Here is a 22,529-nt window from a genome sequence, read left to right as displayed (position 1 = left end):
CCTCGTGTTCAGAACTTCAGGTCGGTCAGCGGTACCAGCTGGATTCCGCGCTGCTTGAGTTGTTCGTGCACCTTGCTCGCCAGCGCGACGGCCGTCGGCTCGTCGCCGTGCGTGCAGAAGGTCTGGATGCGCGCCGCAAGCCGCTTGCCGGACCGGGTGATGACGGCCTGCTCCTCCACGAAGGAGAGCACCTGGTGTACCGCGACCTCCGCGTCCTTGATGATCGCGTCTTCCTCAGTGCGCGAGGTCATGAGCCCGGTGTCGGAATAGGTTCGGTCGACGTAGGCTTCTTCGGCGACGCGCAGTCCGGCCGCGTGGCCCGCGGCCACCATCTCCGAGCAGGCATTGGCCACGAAGATCAGCTCCGGGTCCGCAGCGCGTATGCCGCGTGCGATCGCCGTCGCCACTTCGAGGTCGACATGCGCCATGTTGTTCAGCGCACCATGCGGCTTGACGTGCGTGACCTTGGCCGAAGCACCATGGGCGATCGCTTGCAGCGCGCCGATCTGGTAGGTGATCATGTATTCGAGGTCGCGCGCATTCATCCGGATCTGCCGGCGGCCGAAGCCCCAGAGATCGTTGAAGCCAGGGTGTGCGCCGATCGACACTCCGTTCTCGGTGGCGAGCCGGACCGTGCGCGTCATCACAGTCGGGTCGCCTGCGTGAAAGCCGCAGGCGATGTTGGCCGACTGGATGATCTTCATCAACTCCTCGTCGTTGCCGATCGAGTACTTGCCGAAGCTTTCGCCCATGTCGGCGTTCAGGTTGACCTGGGTCATGGATGTGTTCCTGTCCAAGAGAATTTGCGGGAGATGCGGTTCGAGACGAAATGGTATTGACGAAGCCGCGGGACAGGTGTGCAGAATCGGCTTTGTTTACGCAACGTTTTTGCGTGTCCATCCCTTTGCGCTCGCTCCGAACAACATGACCGAACTCGACGCCCTGGACATTCGTCTCCTCGAACTCATCCAGGTGGACAGCTCACTGCCGCAAAGCGAGCTCGGCAACCGCATCCACCTTTCCACAGCGGCTGTCAATCGGCGTCTCAAGCGCCTCGTAGACAACGGCGTGGTGCGCAAAGTCGCAGCTGTGCTCGAACCGGCCGCCTTGGGCCATCCGCTCACCATCGTCACCCAGGTTGAAACGCAAAGCGAACAGATCGAGCTTCTCGACGCGATGAAGCGCAGCTTCCGCGCCTGCCCCCAGGTGCAGCAGTGCTATTACGTCACTGGTGAGTGGGACTTCATCCTGATCTTCGTCGTGCGCGACATGGCGCAGTACACGGCGCTGAGCCGCGCGCTCTTCTTCGAGAGCAACAACGTCAAGCGCTTTCGCACGCTGGTGACGATGGACCACGTGAAGGTGAGCCTTGACGTGCCATTGGATTGAGCTGTCGCCCAGTGTTTAGCGCCGCATCATCTGCAGGCAAAAATTCGGAAGGCGGCCATGAAACAGGATCTGCGCTGCCGCTGGGGGCTTGGCGGTCAACCGCATCTGGATGGGGTCTGGGCAGCAGGCTTGTCCCGCCTCACACCAATGAGGCGAATTGAGCCTGCTCACTGAATGACTGGTTCTGGCCGGCAAGCGCTGTTCGCCCTACTGCCAAAACTTCCAGGATGGTTTGGAGGCGTGGGGGGCCTTCTCAGGCCGCTTGTAGTTCGCATTGAACTTCCACGTTCCTCCTTCCTGATAGAACTCGACAGTCGATTCCAACCAAGCGTCGCCGTGCTCCTGAAAGACCGCCAGTACTGCTCGCAGAGCTGCGCTAAGTCTTGAGAGATGTTCGCCCTTTCGTTCGACTTGTCGTTTTTGAGGCCGTAGTTGATGCGATGACCATCGCACTCAATCGTAAGCACGCCCCGGGCCCACGACTCGGGCGAACAGCGAATCGCCTCATGCAGAAGTGCCGTGAGAGCGTCGTTGCATTTGTCTAGCTTGTCCGCCATGCTTCGATTTCCACGAGGTGGGGTGTTGGTTGCTATCGACCGAATCTAGCTGCCGCCCGGGCCGGTCGAGCCATCAGAGCGCTGAAAGCCGCGCGCGACGTGATGAAGTTCCGCTTTCCGCTAGATTGGGCGCGAGCTCCGACCGTCCGGTTTTGGCCGCTTGCCGTCATGCGCTCAACGAGCCCTCTCGAGAACATCGATGAACGGCGAGACCCGTGGGTGCGCCTGAACCCACCGTTCGCCCAGGAACGCCGCTATGGAGCTCATGCCAACGACGGTCTCGATTGACCCGAACTTCGACGCGGCCTGCAGCAGGTCGTGAGCTGCATTCATTACGTCAAAGCTTGTAGCCGCCTCCGGCTCGCCAAGTTCCATGTCCCACTCTTTTTGTATGGCCGCAATGAGTTTGCCGGCGGCGGCTTCGAGCGGTGTTCGTGAGCGTGTCATAGGTGCAAATCTAACCGGCTCGCGGAAGTCCGCTCCTGGCCGTGTGCAGCCTCAAGGGAGAAGCGCACCCGCTTTGCCGCTCGGGTAGACCACCGTGTACCTGGTGGCTTCCTTCGGCGAGAGCTCCGAAACACCAACCTGGGCTGCGTCAGCGAGCCGGTTGCCGTGCACCACCTCGTCATCGAGCATGGCGACGACGAAGCGCATGGCCTCGGTGACACTGCTTGTCGACAAGTAGATGAGCATCGCATCAGTGCAGTCCTCGTAGTCAAAACCTGAACTCTTGACCAAGCCGCCTGACGCCTGAGCAAGGCGTTCTGGAATGTCGTATCGAAGGTCCAGGTCCGGGTTCGCCAGGCGGGCCGGGTCTAGTCGAATGAGGATGGCAGGCATGAAGTTTGGAGGATAGCCCGAGGGTCCGCTCGGGGCCGCGTTCGGCGGTCGCGGTACACGGCTCATCTCGAAGGGAGAACCGGAGCCAGCCCATTCAGCCAAGGCATCTTTTTCCAGGGCACGTTGCGCTCGAAGGCGGCGCATTCTTCTTGCGTCAACCAGACTCCGTGGGCTTCAACGCCGAAGGAAGAGCCATCCACCAGCTTGACCGCCTTAGCAATTCCGAGCAGGTCGCGCCTCACCAGCAGCTCGCGAGGCACGACCGCCGTGACGAACATGAGGTCCTCGATGCCATCCCATTGGCCGGACTCACGCAGCACGTAGGTGCGGTTACCGTCGGCCCGTTGCACCAAACCCAACTGATAGTCCAAACCTTCGGCGACATCGCCACGCGTCCACATAGCCGTTTCTCCGTTCAGATTCTGCGCCGCCATCGAACGGCTGGTTTTGGCCGAAAGTACCCGTCTGCGCGAGCGCTCCGGACTTCGGCAATCAGTCTTGAAGAGACCTTCACCGCGTCTAGCGCATTAACGGTCACGCCTGGAAACCGCACTGTGACCACAGTTCCTCCCGCATGGAGAAGGATCGGGCTGTCGCCGCAAGACGGTCCCTCGCCCGGCAGCACAAGGAGGGGCCTGACGGCCACGATCACGCTGTGGCTCACCGCGTCTGCTGCCCTGGCAGCTCGTGAGCGGTGCGCTCCAGCGCTCGGCTTCTGGCCTGCTCTCTCCAGCGGTCAGCCATTCGCTGCGCATCAGTCTGCACTGCGGGCATACGCGCAAGGAAGCGATCGACCTGTGCGGCCAAATCACCTTCGCCCTGTTTTCGAAGCGCGTCCGCCGTTGCGCTCCAGTCCGCCACTGCTTCCTGCCGGATGCCCTGCATCGCCGCCTTGCCAGCATCCAAGGCGCCCCGGCCCGACCGCAGGACCTGGAGCACGCTGTCCAGCTTGGCGTGCATGAAGGTCGAGGTCTTGGGCGGCCGACGCTTGGTCCGCTCGCTGGTCGACAACTCCCCGAACGTGCGAAGTGTGCGGAGCCGATGATGAATCGCGTCCCGATACGGCTTGCAGATCTGCCCTCGCACCTGACGTGGCGTCGCATTGGCCGCCACGCCCTGTTCACGCATCAGCGCCGCGAACTGTTCCCGCCAGTGCCGCAGCGTTTCCTTGCGGATGTAGAGGCGCTTGCCAGGCTCGAACTCGTGCTCGCACTTGACCACCAGGTGCACGTGCGGGTGCGGCTGGTCGGTGTGCAGCACCATGGCGTAGCGGTACTGCAGCGCGAAGTTCTCGCGCGCGAACACGCGCGCCGCAGCCAGCACCTTCTGCCCGGGCGTGCCAGCCGGCATCGACAGAACGATGTTGTGTACGAGCTTCGAACGAAGGTCCTTTCGGCCCTCGGCCGGCTTGGGCTTGTACTGGCTTCTGCAAAGGTCCAGCTGCCAATCAGCCACGATCTCCCTGGCGGCGCCTCGCCCATGCAGCGTCAGCCCCTCGTCGGTTTCCATCGGCAGCTTGCCGTGTCGGCCGATGTAGCGCAGGTGCGCGTCTACCCCACCGACATCCCGCCCGCCGCCGGAGACCTTCACCATCACCTCGGGCGTGCGGCCCACCGTGCGCTGGATCTGAGCGATCTGGTCGGCTCCAAAGCGCAGCGTGCCGCTCGGCCCTCGCCGTCCATAGCTCACGATGTCCAGAGCCATGTCGCGCGTGCCGTCGGTCGACCCGCGACTGCTTCGCCCCAACCTCACGGTCTGCTTAGACATTACCCACCTCGCTGCGGGTCTCCCAGCTGATCAGGTTTCGACGCACGACGGCGGCCGCGGCCTCGCGTGCCGCCTCGATCTCCCGCCGGGCCAGCGCGATCGCATCGTGCAATTCCGACGCCGCCGGCTCCGCCAAGGTGTTCGGCATGCCGAACATCCGCAGCTGCCGTCCGAGCGCAGCCAGTTGTGCGCTGGTCACCTTGATCAGGTCCAGCTCGTTCGGCGGCAGCACCGCCGAGCCGCGAACATGGTTGTGGACCAGCATGGCGAGGTAGCTGCCTGTCCTCATGCCTCGGGCACAGGCCCGCTCTGCCGCCAACGTCCGATCGCCGTTGCGAAGCCGCAGCGTGATGCGATCTTCTACAGCACCCTCGACAGTCGAATCGCGCGCGATGAGTTGCTCGCCCGATTCGCGCGCTGCCGGGCTGTTGGCCTCCAGCACTTCGTCGATCAGTTTGGAGAGCAGACCCGACTCGCTGAGCTGATGGCGCGCGGCCAGCGCGGCAAAACGCGTCCTCGTATCGGACGACACCCGGGTCCCAATCACGCTCGATCGAGAGGTCTTGGTCATCGCAACGCCAGTTGTTAACAAAGTCTGACGGCAGTCTATCCTGCCCTCAACACCGCACAAGGCCTTGGGTGTCGGCATGCCGACACCTTCGATCCGCATAGCACCGACAGTCCAAACTTGACGCGCTTCTCGGCCCAGCGCGAGCTCGGCGATCAGGCAAGCGATGACAGCGACGGCTGGCTCAAAGAGACAGAGGTCCTCCATCACCGATGACAGGCCTCCAACGACTTCATGGCCTGCCCTCGAGGCCTCGTATCGGACAAGGTGTCGGCATGCCGACACCTTTGATCCGCACGACACCGAGAGACCAAGCTCAACGCGCTCCTCTTCCCAGCGCGAGCTCGGCGACCAGGCTGACGCTGAAAGCACCCGCTGGCTCAAAGAGAGAGGCCCGTCATCATCGATGACGGACCTCGAACGCCTTCATGGCCTGCCTGGATGCCAACATCGGACATGGTGTCGGCATGCCGACACCCTCAGTCTTGCCATCGTTGCGCCAGCCGCCGCGCCTGCTGCACGGCGTACTCCGCATCGCGCAGGAACTCAGCGATCAGGCCGAGCGTCGGATCGTCGCCATGGCGCTCCTGCGTGTGCTCCACGCCGAGCACGGCCAGTTGCAGCACCTCGTCGCACTCGCAGGTGCGGCGGTACAGGCACCGGCCCTCGAACCGGGACAGCGGCCCGGCCCGATCGGCGGATGACGCGGCGTTAGCGCCGTCGGCTGCGCGGTTCATGGCGATCGGTCCTGGCGGGCTTGCCGCCGGATGACGAGGTCTTTGCCTGATCGGCTTCCCCCAGCGGGACAGGCATCAGGTCGCGCGTGCTGCCAATGCCCTCCAGGACGGGCTGGAACCGGGTAGCAAAGGCGCCGTGGATCGGGGCGGCGGCACGCTCGGGCGTTGTGGGCCAGGCGGCGAGGCCAAGGATGGCCAACAGCGCTGCGATACCGCAGGCGGCGGCCAGGACCGTGATTCGTGCGTTCATGTGAGCCTCCATGGAAATCGTCGATGGGATGGGCTGATAAGAGAGAAAGAGAGGCAGCGCGCCGCGCGAAGCGTCGGCGGCGCGCCATCCTCGCTAGGCGTCGCTAGGCGTCGTCTTCGGGTGTGCGCGGCTGCGCACTCAGGGAACGCAGCGGCGCGGGCAGCCAACGCGCGCCTTCCAGCTTGCTGGCGCAGTGTGCCACGGCGTCGGATTTCTTCATCCCGGCCACGGCCTGGGTGGCATCGATGCCGGTGGCTTCCTTGACGGCCTCCAGCGCCTTGGCCTTGCTCACGCGGCCGAGGTAGTTGGCGGCGCGCGGCGCCCACCAGTCGGCCATGTCCACGTCCAAGGCTTCGGCGAGGGCATCGCTGTGGTTGTAGGAGCGCGGGCGGCCGGCGACGGCGTTGACGCTACGCGCCGTGCAGTAGGCGAGCAGTTCGAGCAGCGTCTCCCGGGGTTGGGCCAACAACCATCGGAACAATGCATCAGGGCTTCCCGGCAGGCGGTCGCCCCACTGCGCCTCTGCGCTACCAAGCACCGTCGCCGCAGGGCTTTCCGAATACTCGCTCGCCTCCTGCGCCAAGGTGCTGTCGCCCGTCACGCGAACGGACACCTTCACGATGTCGTCGCCTGACCCGTAGAGACCGAACACTGTCTCGGCCATCCGGTGCGCCAGCGTCACCAGCGCGATGTGGGGGTTCTGCACCAGCGCCGCCTGGAGCGCCGCGGTCCGATGCGAAGTGAGATCGCGCATGAGCTTCTCGCTGAACTCCGGACGGGAGGTCGAAGGCAGGTCGCGAGGTGCCGATTCTTCCTCCCCGCCCTCCCCTGCGCCTGCCCCGGCGGCCGCCGCCTTGCGGTCGCCCGGACGAACAAGACCACGGTCGACCACGACATCGCCACGACGGTCGAGCCGGACCAGTGACCCCGCGATCGCGAGCCGTTCGGCTGACCATTGCCAGAGTCCCTCGCTGGCGGCTTCGAGCTTTAGCTCGACCGTGTCGAGCGCTTCGCACAATTGCTGCTCGACGAGCTCGAAGTCCTCGGCGTCGGGGTCGCCCTCGTCCTGATGCTGGTCGTAGGCTTCGGCATGCGCGCGTTGCTCGGCGCTGAGTTGCTCGATCAGCGCAGCTTCTTCGGCGCTCGGTTCGCGCCGTTCCTTGTCCGCGCGGCCATAGCCGCGCCACGGGGTCGTGTCGGCGTCGAGCGAGCATTCCACCCATGACCAGCCATCCTCCTTGATCCCGGCGGCAACGCCGCGCAGCTTGTCGATGGCAAGCGTCTGCAGCAGTTGCGGGTTGTCCAGGTAGATGCCGCTGAGGTCGTCCAGGGAAGCAAACAGGTCGCGGCGCACCGTGCCGCCCTCGGCTTCGTAGGCGTCGAGCCCGACGAAGCGCGCCAGCCGGCTGTCCGCGCTGCAGGACTCAGACGTCACCGCATTGCGGATGCGCCATGCGCTGCGGTCGTAGGGGCTCAGGCCCTCCCACACCGCCTCCTGCGTCGCGTGGCTCTCGAGCAATGCCAGGGCTTGCAGTTGATCGGGCTCGATCTCGCCGGCGCGGTACATGTCGAGGAAGCGCGGTGACAGGCATGCGAGCTTGAGGCGCCGCTCCACGGTCAGCGGGGAGACACCGAAGCGTCCCGCCACCTGCGCTACGGTGAGCCCTTCCCCATCGATCAGCCGCTTGAACGCTTCCATCTGGTCGGCCGGATGCATGGCCTCGCGGCCCGAGTTCTCGGCCAGCGAGACCTGCAGCGCTTGCGCCTCCTCGTACAGCTTGCACTCGACCGGCTGCGAGGCCGGCCACCGCCCGCTTTGCGCGAGCATTTGCATGGCACGCAGGCGTCGGCCGCCCGCCACCACCGCGAACCGGCCATCGGGCACGGCGACCACGCTCAGGCGCTGCAGCAGTCCCTGCGCCTCGATCAGCGCGGCGAGTTCGAGGATCCCCTCCTCGTGATGCACCTTGCGCACGTTCGCTTCGCTGAGGAAGAGGTGATCCAGCGGCACCAGCACATCGCGCCCTGCGGGTTCCACAGCCACAGGTGTCTCGATCTTCGCGGCCGCGGCCTTGTTCCCCGTCTTGTGGGCACGCGATGCAGCAGCCTTCTTCGGCTTGGCAATGACAGTCATTTCAGGTTCCTTTGCAGATGAAGTTGAAGAGAGATGCCGGGTTCCTAGATTCAGAGCCCTTCGATGAAGGGTTCCGGTACGCATCGGCCTCCTACCCGGAGCTGGCCGCCGTTTTCCTGAGTTCTTCGCCCGGTGAACGACAGCGACTGCGATGACGGGGGAGCAAGGGGGAAGCATTCGTAACGCGCCAGCGTTATGAACACCCCCTTGCAGGCGAAGCCGGTCCTCCGGCAGCGCGGGCGCAGAGTCACCGGACAAGGCGAAGGACTCAGGCAAACGGCAGCACTGCAGGAGGTCGACGCGTACCGGAACCGCCGCGCGGCGAGCGCCTCTACCTGCCGCAGGCAGGTCTGATCAATGGATGTTCAAGGGGCGCAGCACCTGCGCCAGGGATGCGCAAGGCTGGCCACCAGGCCAGTCCCCATGAGGGGATGAGCGCGCATGCGCGAACCTGGAGCAGCCCGACAGCGGCGCAGCCGCTGGGGCGCCCGCATCAGGCACCGCTGTGCGCATCGCCGCGGCCCTTGCGTTCCACCGATCGGCCCTTACTTTTTCAGCATCAGGCCGGCCAGCGCACAGGTGAGCCGGCCGGCCGACCACGCGAACCAGAGATCACCGACGGCGCCGTTCTTCCGGACAGAGCAAAGCTGGAACGGCGCTTGCAAGAGACCGCCATGCTCACCACGGACCAGAAAGAGACCATCCTTCGCCGGGCCGGCGTCGCCGTTCCAGCCTTTCCCTCCCGCCGTCCTTCCGATCAGCAGCAGCAGTCAGACGCCGAGCCGATCCTCAAGGGCCGCATGCTGGCCGACGGTCGACAGAAAGCAGTCGAGCACTGGGCCCGGACCATCGATGCCCTCTTCGTCGAGTATTCGGCCGCCCGCGCCGCCAGGAGCCTGCGCGACGCCGAGGAAGCTCGCCAGCTGGGCGCGCTGCGCCACGCGGCGGGCGGCTCGACCGCATGACACAGCCGTCCAGTGACCAACCCGCCCCGGCGGAGCAATACCCGCTCACGCCCGACGGGCGCTACCTCGTCGTGCGCGGGCGCCTGTGGCGCGCCGTCAACCCGGGTCTGACTCGCGAGGAGCGCCAGCACCTGGTCGACCGGCTGATGGACGCCCGCCGAGCGGTGGCAGCAGCCCGGCGCAGCGGCGAAGCCGCTGCGCTGCGCCAGGCCCGAGACCGGGTGAACGCCGCCAAGCTCGCCCTGGGCGAGCGCGGCCCGGTCTGGTGGACCGACGGCGCGCCAGACCTCAACCGCCGTCTGGTGCGCAACACCCCGTACGCCAACTGGTTCGCAGAGCGCACCGGCAAGGCCGGTCCGGACGACCCGCAGCCAGGCTGAGGGTGTACGCAAGGAGCAAGCCAATGGGCATGGGCTTTCTTTCCAGCATCGGGCGTGTCGAGGCGGCCGAGAACGAGGACGCCGATCCGGTCGGTGGGCCACGAGACCCCGTCGCGCGCTTCACCGACGCCGCGGTCGACGTCGGCCTGATCCGTCCCGAGAAGATCCGTGCGTAGACGCAGTGCCGCAGTGCCGCAGTGCCTATGAACGGGCGAGGGATGCTCATGGAACTCGCGTAGGCCACTCGAGGGGGCGATAAACGTGAGCATCGTCGGGAAGGGTGAATCACTCCGGCTTGCGTGGACTCCGGGGAAGTCGCAGCAACTGCGCACACCTGCAGCGCCCGCTGAAGAACAGACGGCCAAGGCCGCCCCAGGCATGCCGCCGCCCTTGTAACGGCAGTGCTGCAACGAGGATTACGCCGACGCCGCCGTCGCGCTGACCGCTGCAGACGCCGAAGGCGCCTGGCTCTCCACCACGGCCGCCTTGCGCGCAGCAGGTTGAGGGTTCGTCGGGTTCGTCTTCTTGCGGCTGGGCAGGGCCTTGGACACCGGCGCCTTCTTCGCCGTCACGGCAGGCTCCGACCCCGCCATCGGCGTCTTCGGACGGGTGCTTTTCTTGGCTGCGTTCGGAGCGCGCGCCGTCGTGGCCGCGCGGCCCTTCCTCGCCGGCGACTTCTTCACCGGCGGCTTGACCGCTGGTGTGGACGCCGAACCGACCGCAGATCCGGCACCAGCCTTCACAGCCAACTTCTTCCGCGAGGCCTTCACCGGATGCGTCGCCGGGTCGGCGGGCGCTGCAACCGCAGCGGCTGGAGACGCCGTCGCGGCCGCCGACGTCTTCCTTGATTTGCCTTTCGCTGAGCCGGCGCGCGATTGGATCCGCTTGGACGCAGCCGGCTTCGCCGGCACTTTCGTCGCGGGCGACTCGGCGACCGGTGCGGCGGCTGCCGGTGCCGCCGCACCGATCGCGAAACTCTCGAGCGTTCGACCGGCAGCGATGGCTTCGCGCAGCCACGCCGGCCTCGGCCCGCGCCCGCTCCACTGGTTGCCCTGTCCATCGCTGAACTTCGCGCCCTTGGCCGCAGCGCGACCCTTGCCATTCGTCGCTTTGGTCTTCTTCGAAGCCGAAGGCGACACAGCAGTTGCGGAGGTCGAGGCGAATTTCAGATCGCCAGCCGTGAGGCCGTACGTCGCGATCATGCCGTTGATCTTCGCGATGGCGCCTTTGGCTTCGATCGCCAGTTGCTTTTGAGCGGAGGCCTGGAGAGCAGCAATCTGGCGTGCCAACTGGGCGTAGGTTTGAGTCATGAAGAAATTGAAAGTGTGAAAGTGCAAAGGCTGGAGTCTAATTAATTCGCGCACGCAAATTGGCCTGCGCCGCGAACAATTGCAATCTGACCGAACGCGTGCCGATCGACCGGGACTCATTCATCCGATGGCAGTGGCGGCGCGGTGTCCAGTAACGGCATCTCCCTGGCCAGGATGTACTCGAATGCTTCGCCTGCGTGCCGTGCGGCCGTGAAGATCGCGGTGCGATCGTTCCTGAGCACCTGCAGCCAGCTGTCCAGATAGGCGGCATGCCCCTCGATGGTGGCGTCCACCAATCCGCAGTGCCCCATCACGAACGCCGAGCCGAGCTCGGCCACCAGTTCCTCAAACGCATACGCCGCATCTCCAAAGCGGAGACCGAATTGCCGATTCAACCGGCTCGCATGTCCCGTCCAGTGGACAGTCTCATGAAGTGCCGTTGCGCAAAAGGCTTCCCCGCTGATGAAGCGGCTCGGCCACGGCAGGCGGATCTCGTCGAGCTCCGGCAGGTACATCGCGCGCTCGAAGCCATGCCGGATGGTCGCATCGCAGCCGCCCAGGAGGCGCAAGGCGCTTTCCACTGGGCCACTCGGCGACTTCACCGGTTCGATGCACAGGTCGACCACCTCCGACGGCAATCCATCGATCTGCGCGACGTTGAAGACCCAGAATGGCATGCACAGCAGAACACCGCCGCCCAACCCCTCGTCCCTGCCCTCGTCCCTGCCCTCTTCCGCCCTGCCCTCCTCCTCGCCGGCCTGAACGTTCGCCGCGTCATCTGCATCTTCACCCCTGCGCGCTCTACGCTCGAATCTGCGCTCGAAGTGCGCGCACAGCACGCCACGCTCTCCCTTGCGCACCTGGGCCCCCATGCTCGCTGCCTGCTTGTAAGTCAGCCACACGTTCGATGCATAGCCCTGCTCGATCGCCGCATCCCACAGCAGCAGGACGTTGGCGCCGTGGTACGGCGCACCGGTCTTGCCATTGCGCGGCATGCCGCGCGAAGCCGCCCGCGTCCAGCGCTCTCGGAACACGTTGCCGCCCTTCTCCAGCATCGCGATGATCCGATCGGTGATGACCCGCCGCACATCCATGCGTGCGCCAGTTGAGGCCGCCGAAGCCTTGCCTTTGACAGTGCCTGCTTTTGGTGAGTCCTCGGGGGGTACGGGGGGAACGCCCGTGGCTGTTTGGGTGTCCGCATGGTGCTGACGGGTGAAAGAGGTCGCATGCATGGCTGGGCCTTTCTGCGGGGTGTGCCGCGGTGGTTGAACATCTGCTTTCGGAGCCGCCTCGACGCATGAAGAGCGAGCGCAAGGGCCGATGTCCGGGGACCGCCCGGAGGCCGCAGCCGAGGCGCGAGCCGAGGACCGGGCGAGGACGGTGGCGCAGCCCGAAGCCCTGGACAGCGGCCCGGGCGAGCTATGCGTCGGTCAAGAGGCGGCTTCGAAGGCAGATGCACCGCGGCGCACCCCGCCGGCACAGCGCATCCACGAGCCGTCCGCGCCCTCCAGCGGCCAGCAGGCCATGCCCTCGCCTGCGCGCACGCGCACAAGCTCGAGGGAAAACGTGCAGGACGCCGCAGAAGCCCGGCCCCGCGCTCGCGTCAGGGATGCGCAAGGCGGGCGCAGCCCGTCCCCGCCGGGGGATGAGCGCGACGGCGCGAACCGGAGCAGCCCGGCACCGGCGTGCAGCCGGTGGACGCCCAGCCTTCAATCCATGCACTGCCGTCAAACCAGTGCATCTCCAGAGGCATGCCAGTTGACGAAGCCATGTCCGCACGGATACCTTCCGACGAACGAGCCAGCCGCCATGCACCTCACCGATCCAACAGCAGTAACCGCCGAAGCTGCCCCGCCACACACGACGCCACCCATCGCCACCACGACCCAGGAGCAGCGCAGCGAAGTCCATCGCAAGCTCGGCCGGTGCATGTGCCGGCTCCAGCAGTACGAGCGGCTGATGAAGGCGGTGCTGGTCGAGCACGATCTGAGCGGCACCGTGCACGATTGGCAATCGCGGCGGCAGGCGCGTGTCGAGTTCTTCGCACCCATGACCCTCGGCACCCTGGTCAAGCACTTGAAGCGCAGCTACCTCTCGACCCATCTACCCGGTCAGGAAATCGCTGACGAAGGGAGCGCACCGGAGGTCACGGACCGGATCTGGTTCAGTGTGCGAGCCGGGATGCGGCTCGAACCCGACGCCTTCGCGCAGACAGTCAGCGGCCTGGAAGAACTCGTGGCGCTTCGCAACGAACTGGTGCACCACCTGATGGAGCGGTTCGACCTCTGGAATCCCGGAAGTTGCGCCGATGCCGATGCCTACCTTGAGCGCAGCTACGAGCGGGTCGATCGTCATCTGCTCGAACTGCTGGAATGGGCGCGTCACTCTGACAAGGCGCGCGAGCTCATGGCGAGCGCCCTGGCGAGCGACACCATCCAGGAGCACATCGCACGGACCGTGCCTTCCCCTCCCCTCGTCTTGAATGCCGACTCGAACATCGTGCAATGCCTGCGCGAAGCGCAGGCATTCCTGGCCGTCGACGGCTGGACGCTCCTTGAGGACGCCATCGATTTCATCCGGATCACGTCCGAAGAGGAGGCGCCTTCGCGCTACAACTGCCTCAACTGGCGACAGGTTCTGCGCGCCAGCGGCGTCTTCCAATACGAACGGCAAGCCTTGCCCGAGCGCGAAGGTCTCCGCGTCGCGTACAGAACGAGAACGCGGCGCGGCGCGGATGACGCGACTGCCTTCCTTCAACTTGAGCGTTCTGCCGATACGCCGCATGTCGACCAGTCAAGACCTGTGTGCCGGGCCTGGCCCAACCGTCAGCTCGGGAGACCATGCGGGCGCCTATCGGCCTTGGGCCTTGCGATCGCTCCTGTTGAGGCGGCCGCACGACCCTCTTTCACAAACCATTGGCGTGTCGCCTTGATGCGCGGTGATGGAATGCAACTCGATATCTTCGAACACAGCCGCGAGGTGATGCTGAGGAATGACGCTGTGGATGCGCTCGAGAGGCGCGACGCGTCAGCCGCTCTGCAAGCTTGCGAGCGCCTGGCCCGCGAATATCCAGCCGACGCGTCCTTGTCGGCGCTGCGCGTTCTCAGCGGGTACATCGAGGCGGCCGAACGCGCCCGGCACGACGTGCTTCGTGACCACGAAGCCTTGCGCGAGGCCAGGCAGCTGTTGCAGGAGACGGTCCGATCCGCCGCACAGCGCACTTTCGGGGACCTGGGTGCCGCCGCGTGGCTCACTGCGAGCTGGCAGGAACTCGCACGGCGCGCCGGGTCGCTCGCGTTCGACGCGCGCCATCCGCACGATCATGCGGCGGCCCTCTGGCTGCGCGCGGGCGCTTGGGAGAACGCCGCTCAGGCGGTCGCCGCCATCGAATCGTGGCGCCGGATACCGGCGCCGCTGGCCTGGATGGCCGAGGCCCGATTGCACCTGCTCGGTCTGCGGGCGACCTGGCCGCTGCTCGCGGAACTGGGGTGGCTGTCGCCTGCGCTGCTGGAGGAGGTCGCGCAACGCTCGCCCGACCCGCTCTTGCCGCAGCTGGTACGCGGCTTCGAGGCGAATTTTGAGGCGACCCCCACGAGCGGAGGCGAGACGAGCAGCTTGAGCTGGTTTGCGGCATGGGTGCTCACCGAGCGCCCCGGTCTTCGTGAGCACCTGGCGCTCGCACAGGCCTCGGAGCACAGCGCGCCGGAGCAGGCGATGCGTCTCCTGGTGGAACTGCTGGGCCTGGAGCGGCAGGGCCGCCACGCTGACATCGTGGCCCGACGCAAGCTGCTGCGCGACCTTCAGCCCTCGCTGTATGCGGCCTACATGAAGAGTCGCTGACGATTGAGCTGCAATGCAGAACTTCGCTGACGCGCTATCGGTGCAGGGCTGGGATGCCAAGGTGACCGAAGGCTGGGGCACGACCTGGAACGATCCCAGCTATCCTCACCCGCTCCTCGCCATTTCTCCAGCGTCTTGCATTCAGCCAAAGCCATCCAGCGGATTCCGCGTCCGCGTCCTGGGACGGGCGTGATCGACTGCATCTTCCAGGAGGCAAGCTCCGGGAACCAGGTAATTGGCAGCAGTTGATCCACGAGCCGTTCATCGCGACCGATCCGACGCGGCTGGACCGGGCCTAAAACTGGCCACGCTACCGGACGCCTCGTACCTCAAAAAGGATGCACCCGGATTTCGGCATCTGGAAACGAGGCCACCATGTGTAGCTCTCCCCCTAGTGCCTTGACGTAGTCACGAAGGGTGCTGACAAACATGTCCTCTCGGCGCTCCAGCTTGGAGACGGCAGTCTGTTCGACGTTCAATGCGTGAGCCACTTCCACCTGTGTGAAGTTGCGGCTCTTGCGCAACTCCTGCAGTTGCATCTCGACCAGCATGCCCTCTGCGAGCGCCGCCGAGCGGGCCTGCGCTTCGGGGGTCATCTTCGCGCGCAATTCAGCGAACTTCTTTGCCATTGTTCAGCCCTTCCTTTCTCAGTTCATCGAGGTGCGCGTCATACAACTTGTCCGCGTACGGCACGTTTTCCTCGTACCAGCGATCCTTGCCAGTCTTGTCGCCGCCGATCAGCAGGATCGCCGAGCGCCGCGGGTCAAACGCATAGAGCAACCGGTACGGCCGGCCTTTGTGCTGGATCCGCAGCTCTCGCATATGTCGATGCTTCGAGCCTTTGATGTCTGAGGTATGCGGGTGCCCCAAATTTGGTCCGCGTTCCTGCAGCAAACGCACCGACGCATCGACGCATCGACGGAGATTTGCTCTTCTTCGGTCAATCCGTTCCACCAATCGCCCAACTCATCGGTGTATTCCACGTCCCACGTCATCAGAGATTATGCCCTCGAAGGAATAGTCTGTCAAAGTACTGTTAATGAACCACATGGATGGCGGGCGCAATGCGGTCAGCCTCCGCCCCCGACACCAAGATCCTGTCACTCGCCAACGGGAGCGCCTGGTTCCCGAAGGCCACCAGGTGTTCGGCCACCGGTCCTTGTGCGGCGTGAGCTGGGCTCGTTGACCTCCTGGGCAACGGCCTGAGGATCTCATCCAGGCATTGCAAGGCGGCAGTAAGGCCATGCTTTGGTAAATATTCGGTGAACCCGTAGGTGTGATCGAGAGGCGATCAAGAATCGCTGGACACACTTTGCGTTTTCCCCTACCGTTGCCCCCATGAGTGCGACGGTGTTGGTGGTGCAAACCGATGCGGACGATGAGACATCGCCCGCCCGCACCACGGCCGGCGCTGGCGCGACCCCATTCGCGCAACAGACCGTGACACTGACCAGGCAGGCATATATCGAGCTGGTCATGGCGGCCAAGCAATGGAAGTCGCTGCATGAACGTGCGACGGCGCGTGCGCACTGGGCTGAGCGGCGTCACCAACACGAGATCGAGAAGGCCCGACTTCGGGAGCTGGGCCTGCGCGAGGAATTGGCGTTGGCTCGGGCGCAGATCCTCGATCTGCGCCAACGGGTGTTTGGTGTCAGGACGGAGCAGTCGATGTTCGTTGCGCCGTCAGGCCGTGCGGTTGCAGGTGCGCCGCGCCCCAGGGGTCAGCAGCGCGGGCGCCCGGGCCACGGTCGCAGGCGTGCGGCTGAGCTGCCCGCGCGATGCGAGACGATCGAGCTGGACGCGGTTTGTCCGAAGTGCGGGCAAGGCCTGAGTGCGTTTCCCGGCACCGAGGACAGCGAGGTCGTGGAGCTGGAGGTCAAGGCCTACCGTCGCGTGATCCGGCGCCAACGCTATCGGCCCACGTGCCGATGCGGCTGCCTGGCCGGCATCGTCACCGCGCCGCTGCCACCCCGCCTGATCCCCCGCGGCAAGCTGGGGGTGTCGGTCTGGGTGAACGTGCTGTTGTCCAAGTTCTCGTACGGTCAGCCCACGCACCGCCTGCTGCACGACTGGTTTGATCAAGGCTTGCGGATCTCGCAGGGCACCATCACGGACGGCCTCAGGCGGCTGGCGCCGCTGTTCGAGCCGCTCGGGCAAGCCTGGTCGAACCAGCTACGAGCGCAATCGCACTGGCACGCCGACGAGACGCGCTGGGAAGTGTTCGTGGAACACGAGGGCAAGATCGGTCACCGCTGGTATCTGTGGGTGTTCCAGGCGCAGGACGTCGTGCAGTTCATCCTCGATCCGTCTCGCTCGGCACGGGTTCCCGGGGCGGCGCTGCGGGGCGTGGAGTCGGGCATCCTGAGCGTTGACCGGTACGCGGCGTACAAGAAGTTTGCGACCCAGACCCCAGGGATCAGCCTGTCGTATTGCTGGGCGCATCAGAGAAGAGACTTCCTCAGAATCGCCAACGACCACCCCGCGCTGTGGAGTTGGGCGATGGATTGGGTGGACCAGGTCGGCCTGCTGTATCACCTGCACGGGCGCCGCCGCCAGGCCTATGGCGATGCCGGGTGCATCGACACGGCCGTCTTCATCGAGCGGGACCGGGATCTGCGCGAAGCGGTGAACGCCATGCAGCGCAAGTGCGACGACGCGCTGGGCAACTCGCTGCTGGCCACCCCCGCGCGCAAGGTGCTGCAAAGCCTGAAGGCGCACTGGTCGGGCTTGGTGGTGTTCGTCGAGCACCCGTGGCTGGATCTGGACAATAACGCTGCCGAACGCGCGTTGCGAGCGGCGGTGGTCGGACGCAAAAACTTCTACGGCTCGGGCAGCCAGTGGTCGGGCGAGTTGGCGGCCACGGTGATGAGCCTGCTGATGACGACCAGGCTATGGAAGATCAACGCACGCACCTGGTTGATTGCGTACTTGCAAGCTTGTGCCGATTCGGGCGGGCGTCCGCCCGCGCAGCTCAGCGCCTTCGTGCCCTGGCAAATGAGTGCATCGCAGTTGGCCACCATGCGAGCGAGCCACCGGGGATTCGACGCTTCATGACACGCCATACATGAAACGCTACTGCGGACGGGACTTCACGGACGAGGACTTGCACACCATCGTGCAGCTGATCGAGCGCAACCCGCAACTCAAGCGTGCGCCGCTGTCGCGGCTGGTATGCGAGCGGCTGAACTGGGTTCGCCCGGACGGCCGCTTGAAGGACATGACGTGCCGGGTGGCGATGCTGCGCATGCAGGCCGACGGGCTGCTCACATTGCCAGCGTCGCAAATGGGTCAGCACCGCCGCCGGCCCGAATTCCTGCCCACGCCGCACACCGACGCTCGACCTGTGGTGACGCAGCCGGTGCACGAGCTCGGAGCGATCCAGCTGCACACCGTGGCCGCAGGCCATGCGCAATCGCGACGGTGGAACGAGTACATGGCGCGCTATCACTACCTGGGCTACACGCCGATGTCGGGAAGCCAGATGCGCTACTACGTGTATGCCGGTGAGCAATTGGTCGCCTTGCTCAGCTTCGGGGCCAGCGCATGGAAGCTCAGTGACCGTGAGCGCTTCATCGGCTGGAGCGAGTCCCAGCGGCAGAAGAACCTGCAACTCGTGGTCAACAACGCCCGCTTCCTGATCCTGCCCTGGATCCAGTGCAAGGGACTTGCCTCCAAGATCCTCGCGCTGGCCGCGCGGCAACTGCCGCGCGAATGGCACCAGCGCTACGGCTATCGTCCCGTCCTGCTGGAGACCTTCGTGGAAAGCCCTCGCCATCGCGGCACCTGCTACAAGGCCGCCAATTGGGTGCACGTTGGACAGACCGTCGGGCGCGGCAAGAAGAGCCGCGTGCACAGCCAGATCGTGCCCATCAAGGACATCTGGATGTACCCCTTGCGCAAGGACTTCGGCACCGTCCTCTGCCAGTAGCCACCGCTCTACGGGTTCACCGAATATTTACATGCTTTGTCGCCATGTATTGGTAACTTGTTGATTTGATTAGATTTCTAGAAATTGTACGGATTCCGATGTGATAAGTCCTGACGCTCCGAAGACTGGGACGGAATTTCCGACTACTACGAATTCGATCAAGACAACCCCCGCGTCGCTGTCCTGGTCGACGAACGGATTGCGCAGCAGATCGATGTGCTGATTGATCCGGAGTTCGGTCGCCCCGGTCGCGTCAACGACACGAGAATCATCAGCAAGACGCCCTACCTCGTGGCGTACCGCGTTCTTGGGCGATGCAATAGGAATTCTTCGTGTGTTGCACAGCAAAGCCGGCAAAGCTCGATGTAGAAATCCCGCTTCGTCGCGTCGTCCAGATACATCAACGTCTTGATGTGCGTCCAACTCAATTGTCCCCGCAGTGCGGAGACAGTCTGTTCGTCCGGAAAAGTCTCCGCGACGCGGAGACAATGTCGAAGTTGCTTTTCGCCCCAGCCACGACCGTACTGGCTCGTCAGCTGGAGGGCGACGGTTCGAACGACCTGTTCGCCATAGGCACCGCGCTCGCCCTTCAGCACATGGGACCGTAGACGCCGCCCGATTTCAAACATTCCATCGGTGCCATAGAACGCCGGATCCGACTGAGCGCGAGCGCCCTCCCCTACATACCGGCAACCCCCTGCGCGAGCGCGAAATCCAGCAGCACCCGATCGGATGGGTCTTCGGGCCAGGTGATCTGCGCGAGCCACCGATGAAAGGTGGTCGCTGCGACCCGGCTGCCCGGACCATCGCGCCGCCAAGCGCGTGCGATCGGAACGGCCATCTCATCCAGCCGATCGGCCTCGAACCGGGATCGCATCTCAGCCTGCATGGCTTCAGGCATTTCGAGGTAGAGGGCTTTGGCTTTCTGCATCCGGTCGTGATCCCACAGCTCGCGGATCCGGTGCATGCGCTCTCCCTCCGTCAGCGCGGGCGCAGGCCGCGCTGCGGGCGGCGGCGGCAAGGCTGCAGGAGGGACAGGCCCCTTGACCCCCGCATAGCCCTTCTTGAGGGCATCCTTGAAATATGCGGCCGGCGACTTGAGGGCTGGTAGCGACTGGCTGCGCAGGCGCTGCTCGACGTGTTCCAGCGTGCCCCGCAGTTGGCCCTCGTCGGTCGTCGCGTACAGATCCTGAGCCTCGTCCTGCTTCATGCCGAGCGCGATCAGCTTGCCCACCAGCTCCAAGTCAAAGACGTTGCGGCTCGGATCGTCGGCGGCGCCCAGGCGCTGCTGGACCTTCGGCACGACCCTGAACTGGATCTCTTCGATGCGCCGGCCGCGCTTGTGCTCGATGAGCTCGAGGCTGAAGTCTTCGCACAGCGCGTCGATCTCCGCGAGAGCCTTGCTGATCACGTCGCGCTTCAAGAACCGGTAATCGACCTCGGTGATGTCGCTGCGTCCGGTCAATACCGCCGCCCACCACAGAACATCCTCTCGCATCGACAGTCGGCCGGGCGACGTGAGGTAGCGCGCGCCGATCTCGTACAGCACGGCGGCCGGGTAGCTGCGCATCTGGCCGCTGATCTCGAGCAGCACCCGGGTGTATTGGTGAGGCTTGACCAGGCGCTCCCGGATTTCTTCCGGGTAGCGCCAGGTGACGACGCACGGCCGCCCCCTCCCCTGCTCTTCGATGGTGACTGTGCCGAGCAACTGCGAGGACACCCAGCGCTTCAGCCCGCTGCCGCTGGTCGACCATTCGATCGTCGTCGCCTGCATGTCGCGCAGGTGGGATTTCAGGAGTTCGGTGTTGTTGGAATTGAATCGGGCGTCGCCGATCAGCTCGCTGAGCGCCAGCTTGTAGACGGGTTCGTCGACCCCCTGCCGCTGCGAGTGGTACAGCAGCGCGTTGTAAATGCGGCGCGACAGGAGCGTGAGGCGGCCGCGCTTGGGACGAATGGCGATGGCCTCATTGGCCTTGGCGACGCTCTGGTCCTCGGGAACTGCCGGGGGCTTCGGTGGGGGCCGCGAAAACTCACCCTCCTCCATGGTGTCTTTCAGTGAATCAGGTCAGTTCACATCATGCATCTGACTTGTGAATTGGTCAATTCACATTTAGAACCCGCTGCGTCTTGAGTCATTTGAAAAGAACACTTGGGGAAATTGAAGAGTTGACGGGCCGGTTTTTCCCATCACGACAATGACTTACGTGCCGACGTGTGAGTACGGCTGGGATTCATTGTGAGATCGATTGGGGTTTAATGTGAGAGCGAATGGGATTTCGCGCCGTCGAATGTGTGTCCGGATGGGATTTGACGTGAGTGGACAAGGGCTTATGGGGCAGCTGGAGCGCTTGTGAGCCCCCCGAAGGCGCGTTGAGGGCCGCAAGGCAGCCAATGCGTCGGTTCGATGGCCTTGGACACCCCTTTGGGGAGTGCTCGTGAAGCCCCGATCCGGCCGGTTTCCCAATCACTCTCACACTTCGCAGGCCCCGAACACTGCTGAATCTCACGAATCTTGTTCATTCTACGGATTCCAATAGAATCGCCGAATTCCGTCGAACGAGGCTCTTCAAATATGGCGCTCCCCGCTCCTGCCGATGCTGGAAACCAGGTTTCCGCACTTCCCATCACCGCCCCGCCCTCCTCTGTCCGTGCGAGCATCGACATGCCGCGGATCGCAGCCCTGGCGACCCGCGCCAGCTCCATGGTCGAGCAGATCCGCGGCCGCTTGCTGGCGCCCGAGGCCAGGAAGGTCGCACCGGTCTACTCTACCGCTCAACTGGCGGCCTTGTGCGGGGTTGACAAGGCGCATGTGGCGTATCGGATCACGAAGGAAGATCTTCCCTCCGGCCGGCTGACGCCGGCCGGCGGCAAGCGCAACTTCGAGCTGAATGAGCTGCGCTCGTGGACCCGCACCTACCGCGCCGACAAGATGCGCCCCGCGGGCAAGAAGGCGTTCACCATTGCGGTGGGCAACTTCAAGGGCGGCGTGGCCAAGACGACCACCGCGATGGTGCTGGCGCAGGGACTGAGCCTGCGCGGGCACCGCGTGCTGGCCATCGACACCGACCCGCAGGGATCTTTGACGACTCTGCATGGTCTGCTTCCCGAAGCCGAGATCAGCGAGGACATGACAATCGCTCCCTTGTGCGATGGGACCGAATCGGACATCCGCTATGCGATCCGCTCGACCTACTGGGATGGGCTGGATCTGGTGGCGGCCGCCCCCTTCCTTTTCTCGGCGGAGTTCGCCCTGCCGGCGCGCCAGATGCAGGAACCCGGCGCCAAGTTCTGGGACGTGCTGAACATCGGCCTCGAGAGCGTGCGCGATCTTTATGACGTGATCGTGATCGATACCCCGCCGTCGCTGTCGTACGTCACCATTAACGCGCTGTGGGCGGCGAACGGCATCATCGTTCCGGTGCCACCGTCGGGCCTGGACTTTGCGTCCTCGGCGCAGTTCTGGTCGCTGCTGGCCGACTTGGGCGGTAACCTGGACGCGCAAAGTGGAGATCGCGCGGGCAAGGCCTTCGACTTCCTGCATGTGCTGCTCAGCCGGGTGGACCCGAGCGACCCGGCCACGCCGGCGGTGCGGCAGTGGATACAGGCCACCTACGGCGAATACACCCTGCCGGTGGAGATTCCGAAGACCAGCGTGACCAGCAACAAGGCCGCCGAGTTTGCGACGGTCTATGACGTGCAGAAGTACGAGGGCGCTGCCAAGACCTACAAGCGCGCCGCCGACGCCTATGACTCGTTCGTGGAATTGGTGGAGCAGTCGGTGGTGAGCAGTTGGCAAGACAAGGCGCAGGTGCAATGAGCGGCAACGAAGCTGGCGCCACGGCCTCCACCGCGACCTTCGGTGGA

23 protein-coding genes and 1 pseudogene are annotated in these 22,529 nt (G+C 64.8%); 9 read left to right on the top strand and 15 right to left on the bottom strand.

From position 1 onward, the window contains the following. Positions 1-8 precede the first annotated feature (8 nt). Positions 9-779: a LamB/YcsF family protein gene (locus tag ACSQ9I_RS39290; RefSeq protein ID WP_436317305.1), complete on the bottom strand. Its 771-nt coding sequence runs from the start codon at positions 777-779 to the stop codon at positions 9-11. Between the two features lie 145 nt (positions 780-924). On the opposite strand from ACSQ9I_RS39290, the gene ACSQ9I_RS39285 reads away from it, so the two are divergent. Then, complete coding sequence (locus tag ACSQ9I_RS39285) at positions 925-1,389, top strand: Lrp/AsnC family transcriptional regulator (RefSeq protein WP_434788233.1); 465 nt, start codon at positions 925-927, stop codon at positions 1,387-1,389. Between the two features lie 731 nt (positions 1,390-2,120). Here ACSQ9I_RS39285 and ACSQ9I_RS39280 read toward each other — a convergent pair. The 8 genes from ACSQ9I_RS39280 to ACSQ9I_RS39245 all read right to left on the bottom strand — a co-directional run bounded on the left by ACSQ9I_RS39280 (position 2,121) and on the right by ACSQ9I_RS39245 (position 8,242). Further along, a complete protein-coding gene (locus tag ACSQ9I_RS39280; RefSeq protein WP_436317304.1) occupies positions 2,121-2,393 on the bottom strand; it encodes a hypothetical protein in 273 nt (90 codons plus the stop codon). A 51-nt stretch (positions 2,394-2,444) separates the two neighbouring features. Further along, positions 2,445-2,786, bottom strand: coding sequence for a hypothetical protein (locus ACSQ9I_RS39275; protein ID WP_436317303.1), 342 nt, complete (start codon positions 2,784-2,786; stop codon positions 2,445-2,447). Between the two features lie 62 nt (positions 2,787-2,848). Next, positions 2,849-3,220, bottom strand: a complete 372-nt coding sequence (locus ACSQ9I_RS39270) for a hypothetical protein (RefSeq protein ID WP_436317302.1) — start codon at positions 3,218-3,220, stop codon at positions 2,849-2,851. A gap of 226 nt (positions 3,221-3,446) precedes the next feature. Then, a complete protein-coding gene (locus ACSQ9I_RS39265) occupies positions 3,447-4,490 on the bottom strand; it encodes a relaxase/mobilization nuclease domain-containing protein (RefSeq protein ID WP_436317301.1) in 1,044 nt (347 codons plus the stop codon). Between the two features lie 55 nt (positions 4,491-4,545). Next, the gene (locus tag ACSQ9I_RS39260; protein WP_436317300.1) at positions 4,546-5,124 is read right to left on the bottom strand and encodes a hypothetical protein; all 579 of its coding nucleotides are present in this window, start codon (positions 5,122-5,124) and stop codon (positions 4,546-4,548) included. Positions 5,125-5,600: 476 nt separating this feature from the next. Next, entirely contained in the window at positions 5,601-5,858 is a 258-nt protein-coding gene (locus ACSQ9I_RS39255; RefSeq protein ID WP_436317299.1) for a hypothetical protein, read from the bottom strand. After that, positions 5,833-6,108 (bottom strand): hypothetical protein, encoded by a 276-nt coding sequence (locus ACSQ9I_RS39250; protein ID WP_436317298.1) that lies wholly within the window; start codon positions 6,106-6,108, stop codon positions 5,833-5,835. Before ACSQ9I_RS39250 ends, ACSQ9I_RS39255 begins: the two co-directional genes overlap by 26 nt. 103 nt (positions 6,109-6,211) lie before the next feature. Then, the gene (locus ACSQ9I_RS39245) at positions 6,212-8,242 is read right to left on the bottom strand and encodes a ParB/RepB/Spo0J family partition protein (RefSeq protein ID WP_436317297.1); all 2,031 of its coding nucleotides are present in this window, start codon (positions 8,240-8,242) and stop codon (positions 6,212-6,214) included. A gap of 674 nt (positions 8,243-8,916) precedes the next feature. Between ACSQ9I_RS39245 and ACSQ9I_RS39240 the strand changes: the two genes are divergently transcribed. Genes ACSQ9I_RS39240 through ACSQ9I_RS39230 form a run of 3 tightly spaced genes read left to right on the top strand, consistent with a single transcriptional unit; the run spans position 8,917 to position 9,763 of the window. Next, complete coding sequence (locus ACSQ9I_RS39240; protein ID WP_436317296.1) at positions 8,917-9,207, top strand: hypothetical protein; 291 nt, start codon at positions 8,917-8,919, stop codon at positions 9,205-9,207. After that, positions 9,204-9,587 carry a hypothetical protein gene (locus ACSQ9I_RS39235; RefSeq protein WP_436317295.1) on the top strand — a complete coding sequence of 128 codons (384 nt, stop codon included), beginning with the start codon at positions 9,204-9,206 and terminating at the stop codon, positions 9,585-9,587. The genes ACSQ9I_RS39240 and ACSQ9I_RS39235 overlap by 4 nt, the downstream gene beginning before the upstream one ends. A gap of 23 nt (positions 9,588-9,610) precedes the next feature. Then, a complete protein-coding gene (locus ACSQ9I_RS39230) occupies positions 9,611-9,763 on the top strand; it encodes a hypothetical protein (protein ID WP_436317294.1) in 153 nt (50 codons plus the stop codon). A 240-nt stretch (positions 9,764-10,003) separates the two neighbouring features. Here the strand turns inward: ACSQ9I_RS39230 and ACSQ9I_RS39225 are convergent, their stop codons facing one another. Together ACSQ9I_RS39225 and ACSQ9I_RS39220 are read right to left on the bottom strand one after the other, a co-directional pair. Continuing rightward, complete coding sequence (locus tag ACSQ9I_RS39225; RefSeq protein ID WP_436317293.1) at positions 10,004-10,951, bottom strand: H-NS family nucleoid-associated regulatory protein; 948 nt, start codon at positions 10,949-10,951, stop codon at positions 10,004-10,006. Between the two features lie 62 nt (positions 10,952-11,013). Continuing rightward, positions 11,014-12,129 (bottom strand): ArdC family protein, encoded by a 1,116-nt coding sequence (locus ACSQ9I_RS39220; protein ID WP_436317292.1) that lies wholly within the window; start codon positions 12,127-12,129, stop codon positions 11,014-11,016. 577 nt (positions 12,130-12,706) lie between these two features. Here ACSQ9I_RS39220 and ACSQ9I_RS39215 point away from each other — a divergent pair. After that, complete coding sequence (locus tag ACSQ9I_RS39215) at positions 12,707-14,737, top strand: hypothetical protein (protein ID WP_436317291.1); 2,031 nt, start codon at positions 12,707-12,709, stop codon at positions 14,735-14,737. Between the two features lie 329 nt (positions 14,738-15,066). Here the strand turns inward: ACSQ9I_RS39215 and ACSQ9I_RS39210 are convergent, their stop codons facing one another. Together ACSQ9I_RS39210 and ACSQ9I_RS39205 are read right to left on the bottom strand one after the other, a co-directional pair. Next, complete coding sequence (locus tag ACSQ9I_RS39210) at positions 15,067-15,366, bottom strand: helix-turn-helix domain-containing protein (RefSeq protein ID WP_436291290.1); 300 nt, start codon at positions 15,364-15,366, stop codon at positions 15,067-15,069. Further along, positions 15,347-15,732 (bottom strand): annotated as a pseudogene (locus ACSQ9I_RS39205) (type II toxin-antitoxin system RelE/ParE family toxin). The gene ACSQ9I_RS39210 and the pseudogene ACSQ9I_RS39205 overlap by 20 nt, the downstream one beginning before the upstream one ends. A gap of 364 nt (positions 15,733-16,096) precedes the next feature. Between ACSQ9I_RS39205 and tnpC the strand changes: the two are divergent. The 3 genes from tnpC to ACSQ9I_RS39190 all read left to right on the top strand — a co-directional run bounded on the left by tnpC (position 16,097) and on the right by ACSQ9I_RS39190 (position 19,034). Continuing rightward, a complete protein-coding gene (gene tnpC, locus ACSQ9I_RS39200; RefSeq protein ID WP_436315755.1) occupies positions 16,097-17,791 on the top strand; it encodes an IS66 family transposase in 1,695 nt (564 codons plus the stop codon). A 10-nt stretch (positions 17,792-17,801) separates the two neighbouring features. After that, the gene (locus ACSQ9I_RS39195) at positions 17,802-18,665 is read left to right on the top strand and encodes a Druantia anti-phage system protein DruA (protein ID WP_436317290.1); all 864 of its coding nucleotides are present in this window, start codon (positions 17,802-17,804) and stop codon (positions 18,663-18,665) included. Positions 18,666-18,800: 135 nt separating this feature from the next. Further along, complete coding sequence (locus ACSQ9I_RS39190) at positions 18,801-19,034, top strand: hypothetical protein (RefSeq protein ID WP_436317556.1); 234 nt, start codon at positions 18,801-18,803, stop codon at positions 19,032-19,034. On the opposite strand, the gene ACSQ9I_RS39185 is transcribed toward ACSQ9I_RS39190, so the two are convergent. Together ACSQ9I_RS39185 and ACSQ9I_RS39180 are read right to left on the bottom strand one after the other, a co-directional pair. Beyond that, entirely contained in the window at positions 18,950-19,294 is a 345-nt protein-coding gene (locus ACSQ9I_RS39185) for a DUF1016 N-terminal domain-containing protein (protein ID WP_436317289.1), read from the bottom strand. The genes ACSQ9I_RS39190 and ACSQ9I_RS39185 overlap by 85 nt on opposite strands. A gap of 50 nt (positions 19,295-19,344) precedes the next feature. Next, a complete protein-coding gene (locus tag ACSQ9I_RS39180; protein ID WP_436317288.1) occupies positions 19,345-20,709 on the bottom strand; it encodes a RepB family plasmid replication initiator protein in 1,365 nt (454 codons plus the stop codon). 468 nt (positions 20,710-21,177) lie between these two features. Between ACSQ9I_RS39180 and ACSQ9I_RS39175 the strand changes: the two genes are divergently transcribed. Beyond that, positions 21,178-22,482, top strand: a complete 1,305-nt coding sequence (locus ACSQ9I_RS39175; RefSeq protein WP_436317287.1) for an AAA family ATPase — start codon at positions 21,178-21,180, stop codon at positions 22,480-22,482. Positions 22,483-22,529: the final 47 nt, after the last annotated feature.

The sequence above is a fragment of the Variovorax sp. LjRoot84 genome, assembly GCF_964254305.1.
Lineage (GTDB): Bacteria > Pseudomonadota > Gammaproteobacteria > Burkholderiales > Burkholderiaceae_C > Variovorax.
This window is presented reverse-complemented; position numbering and strand designations above follow the sequence as displayed.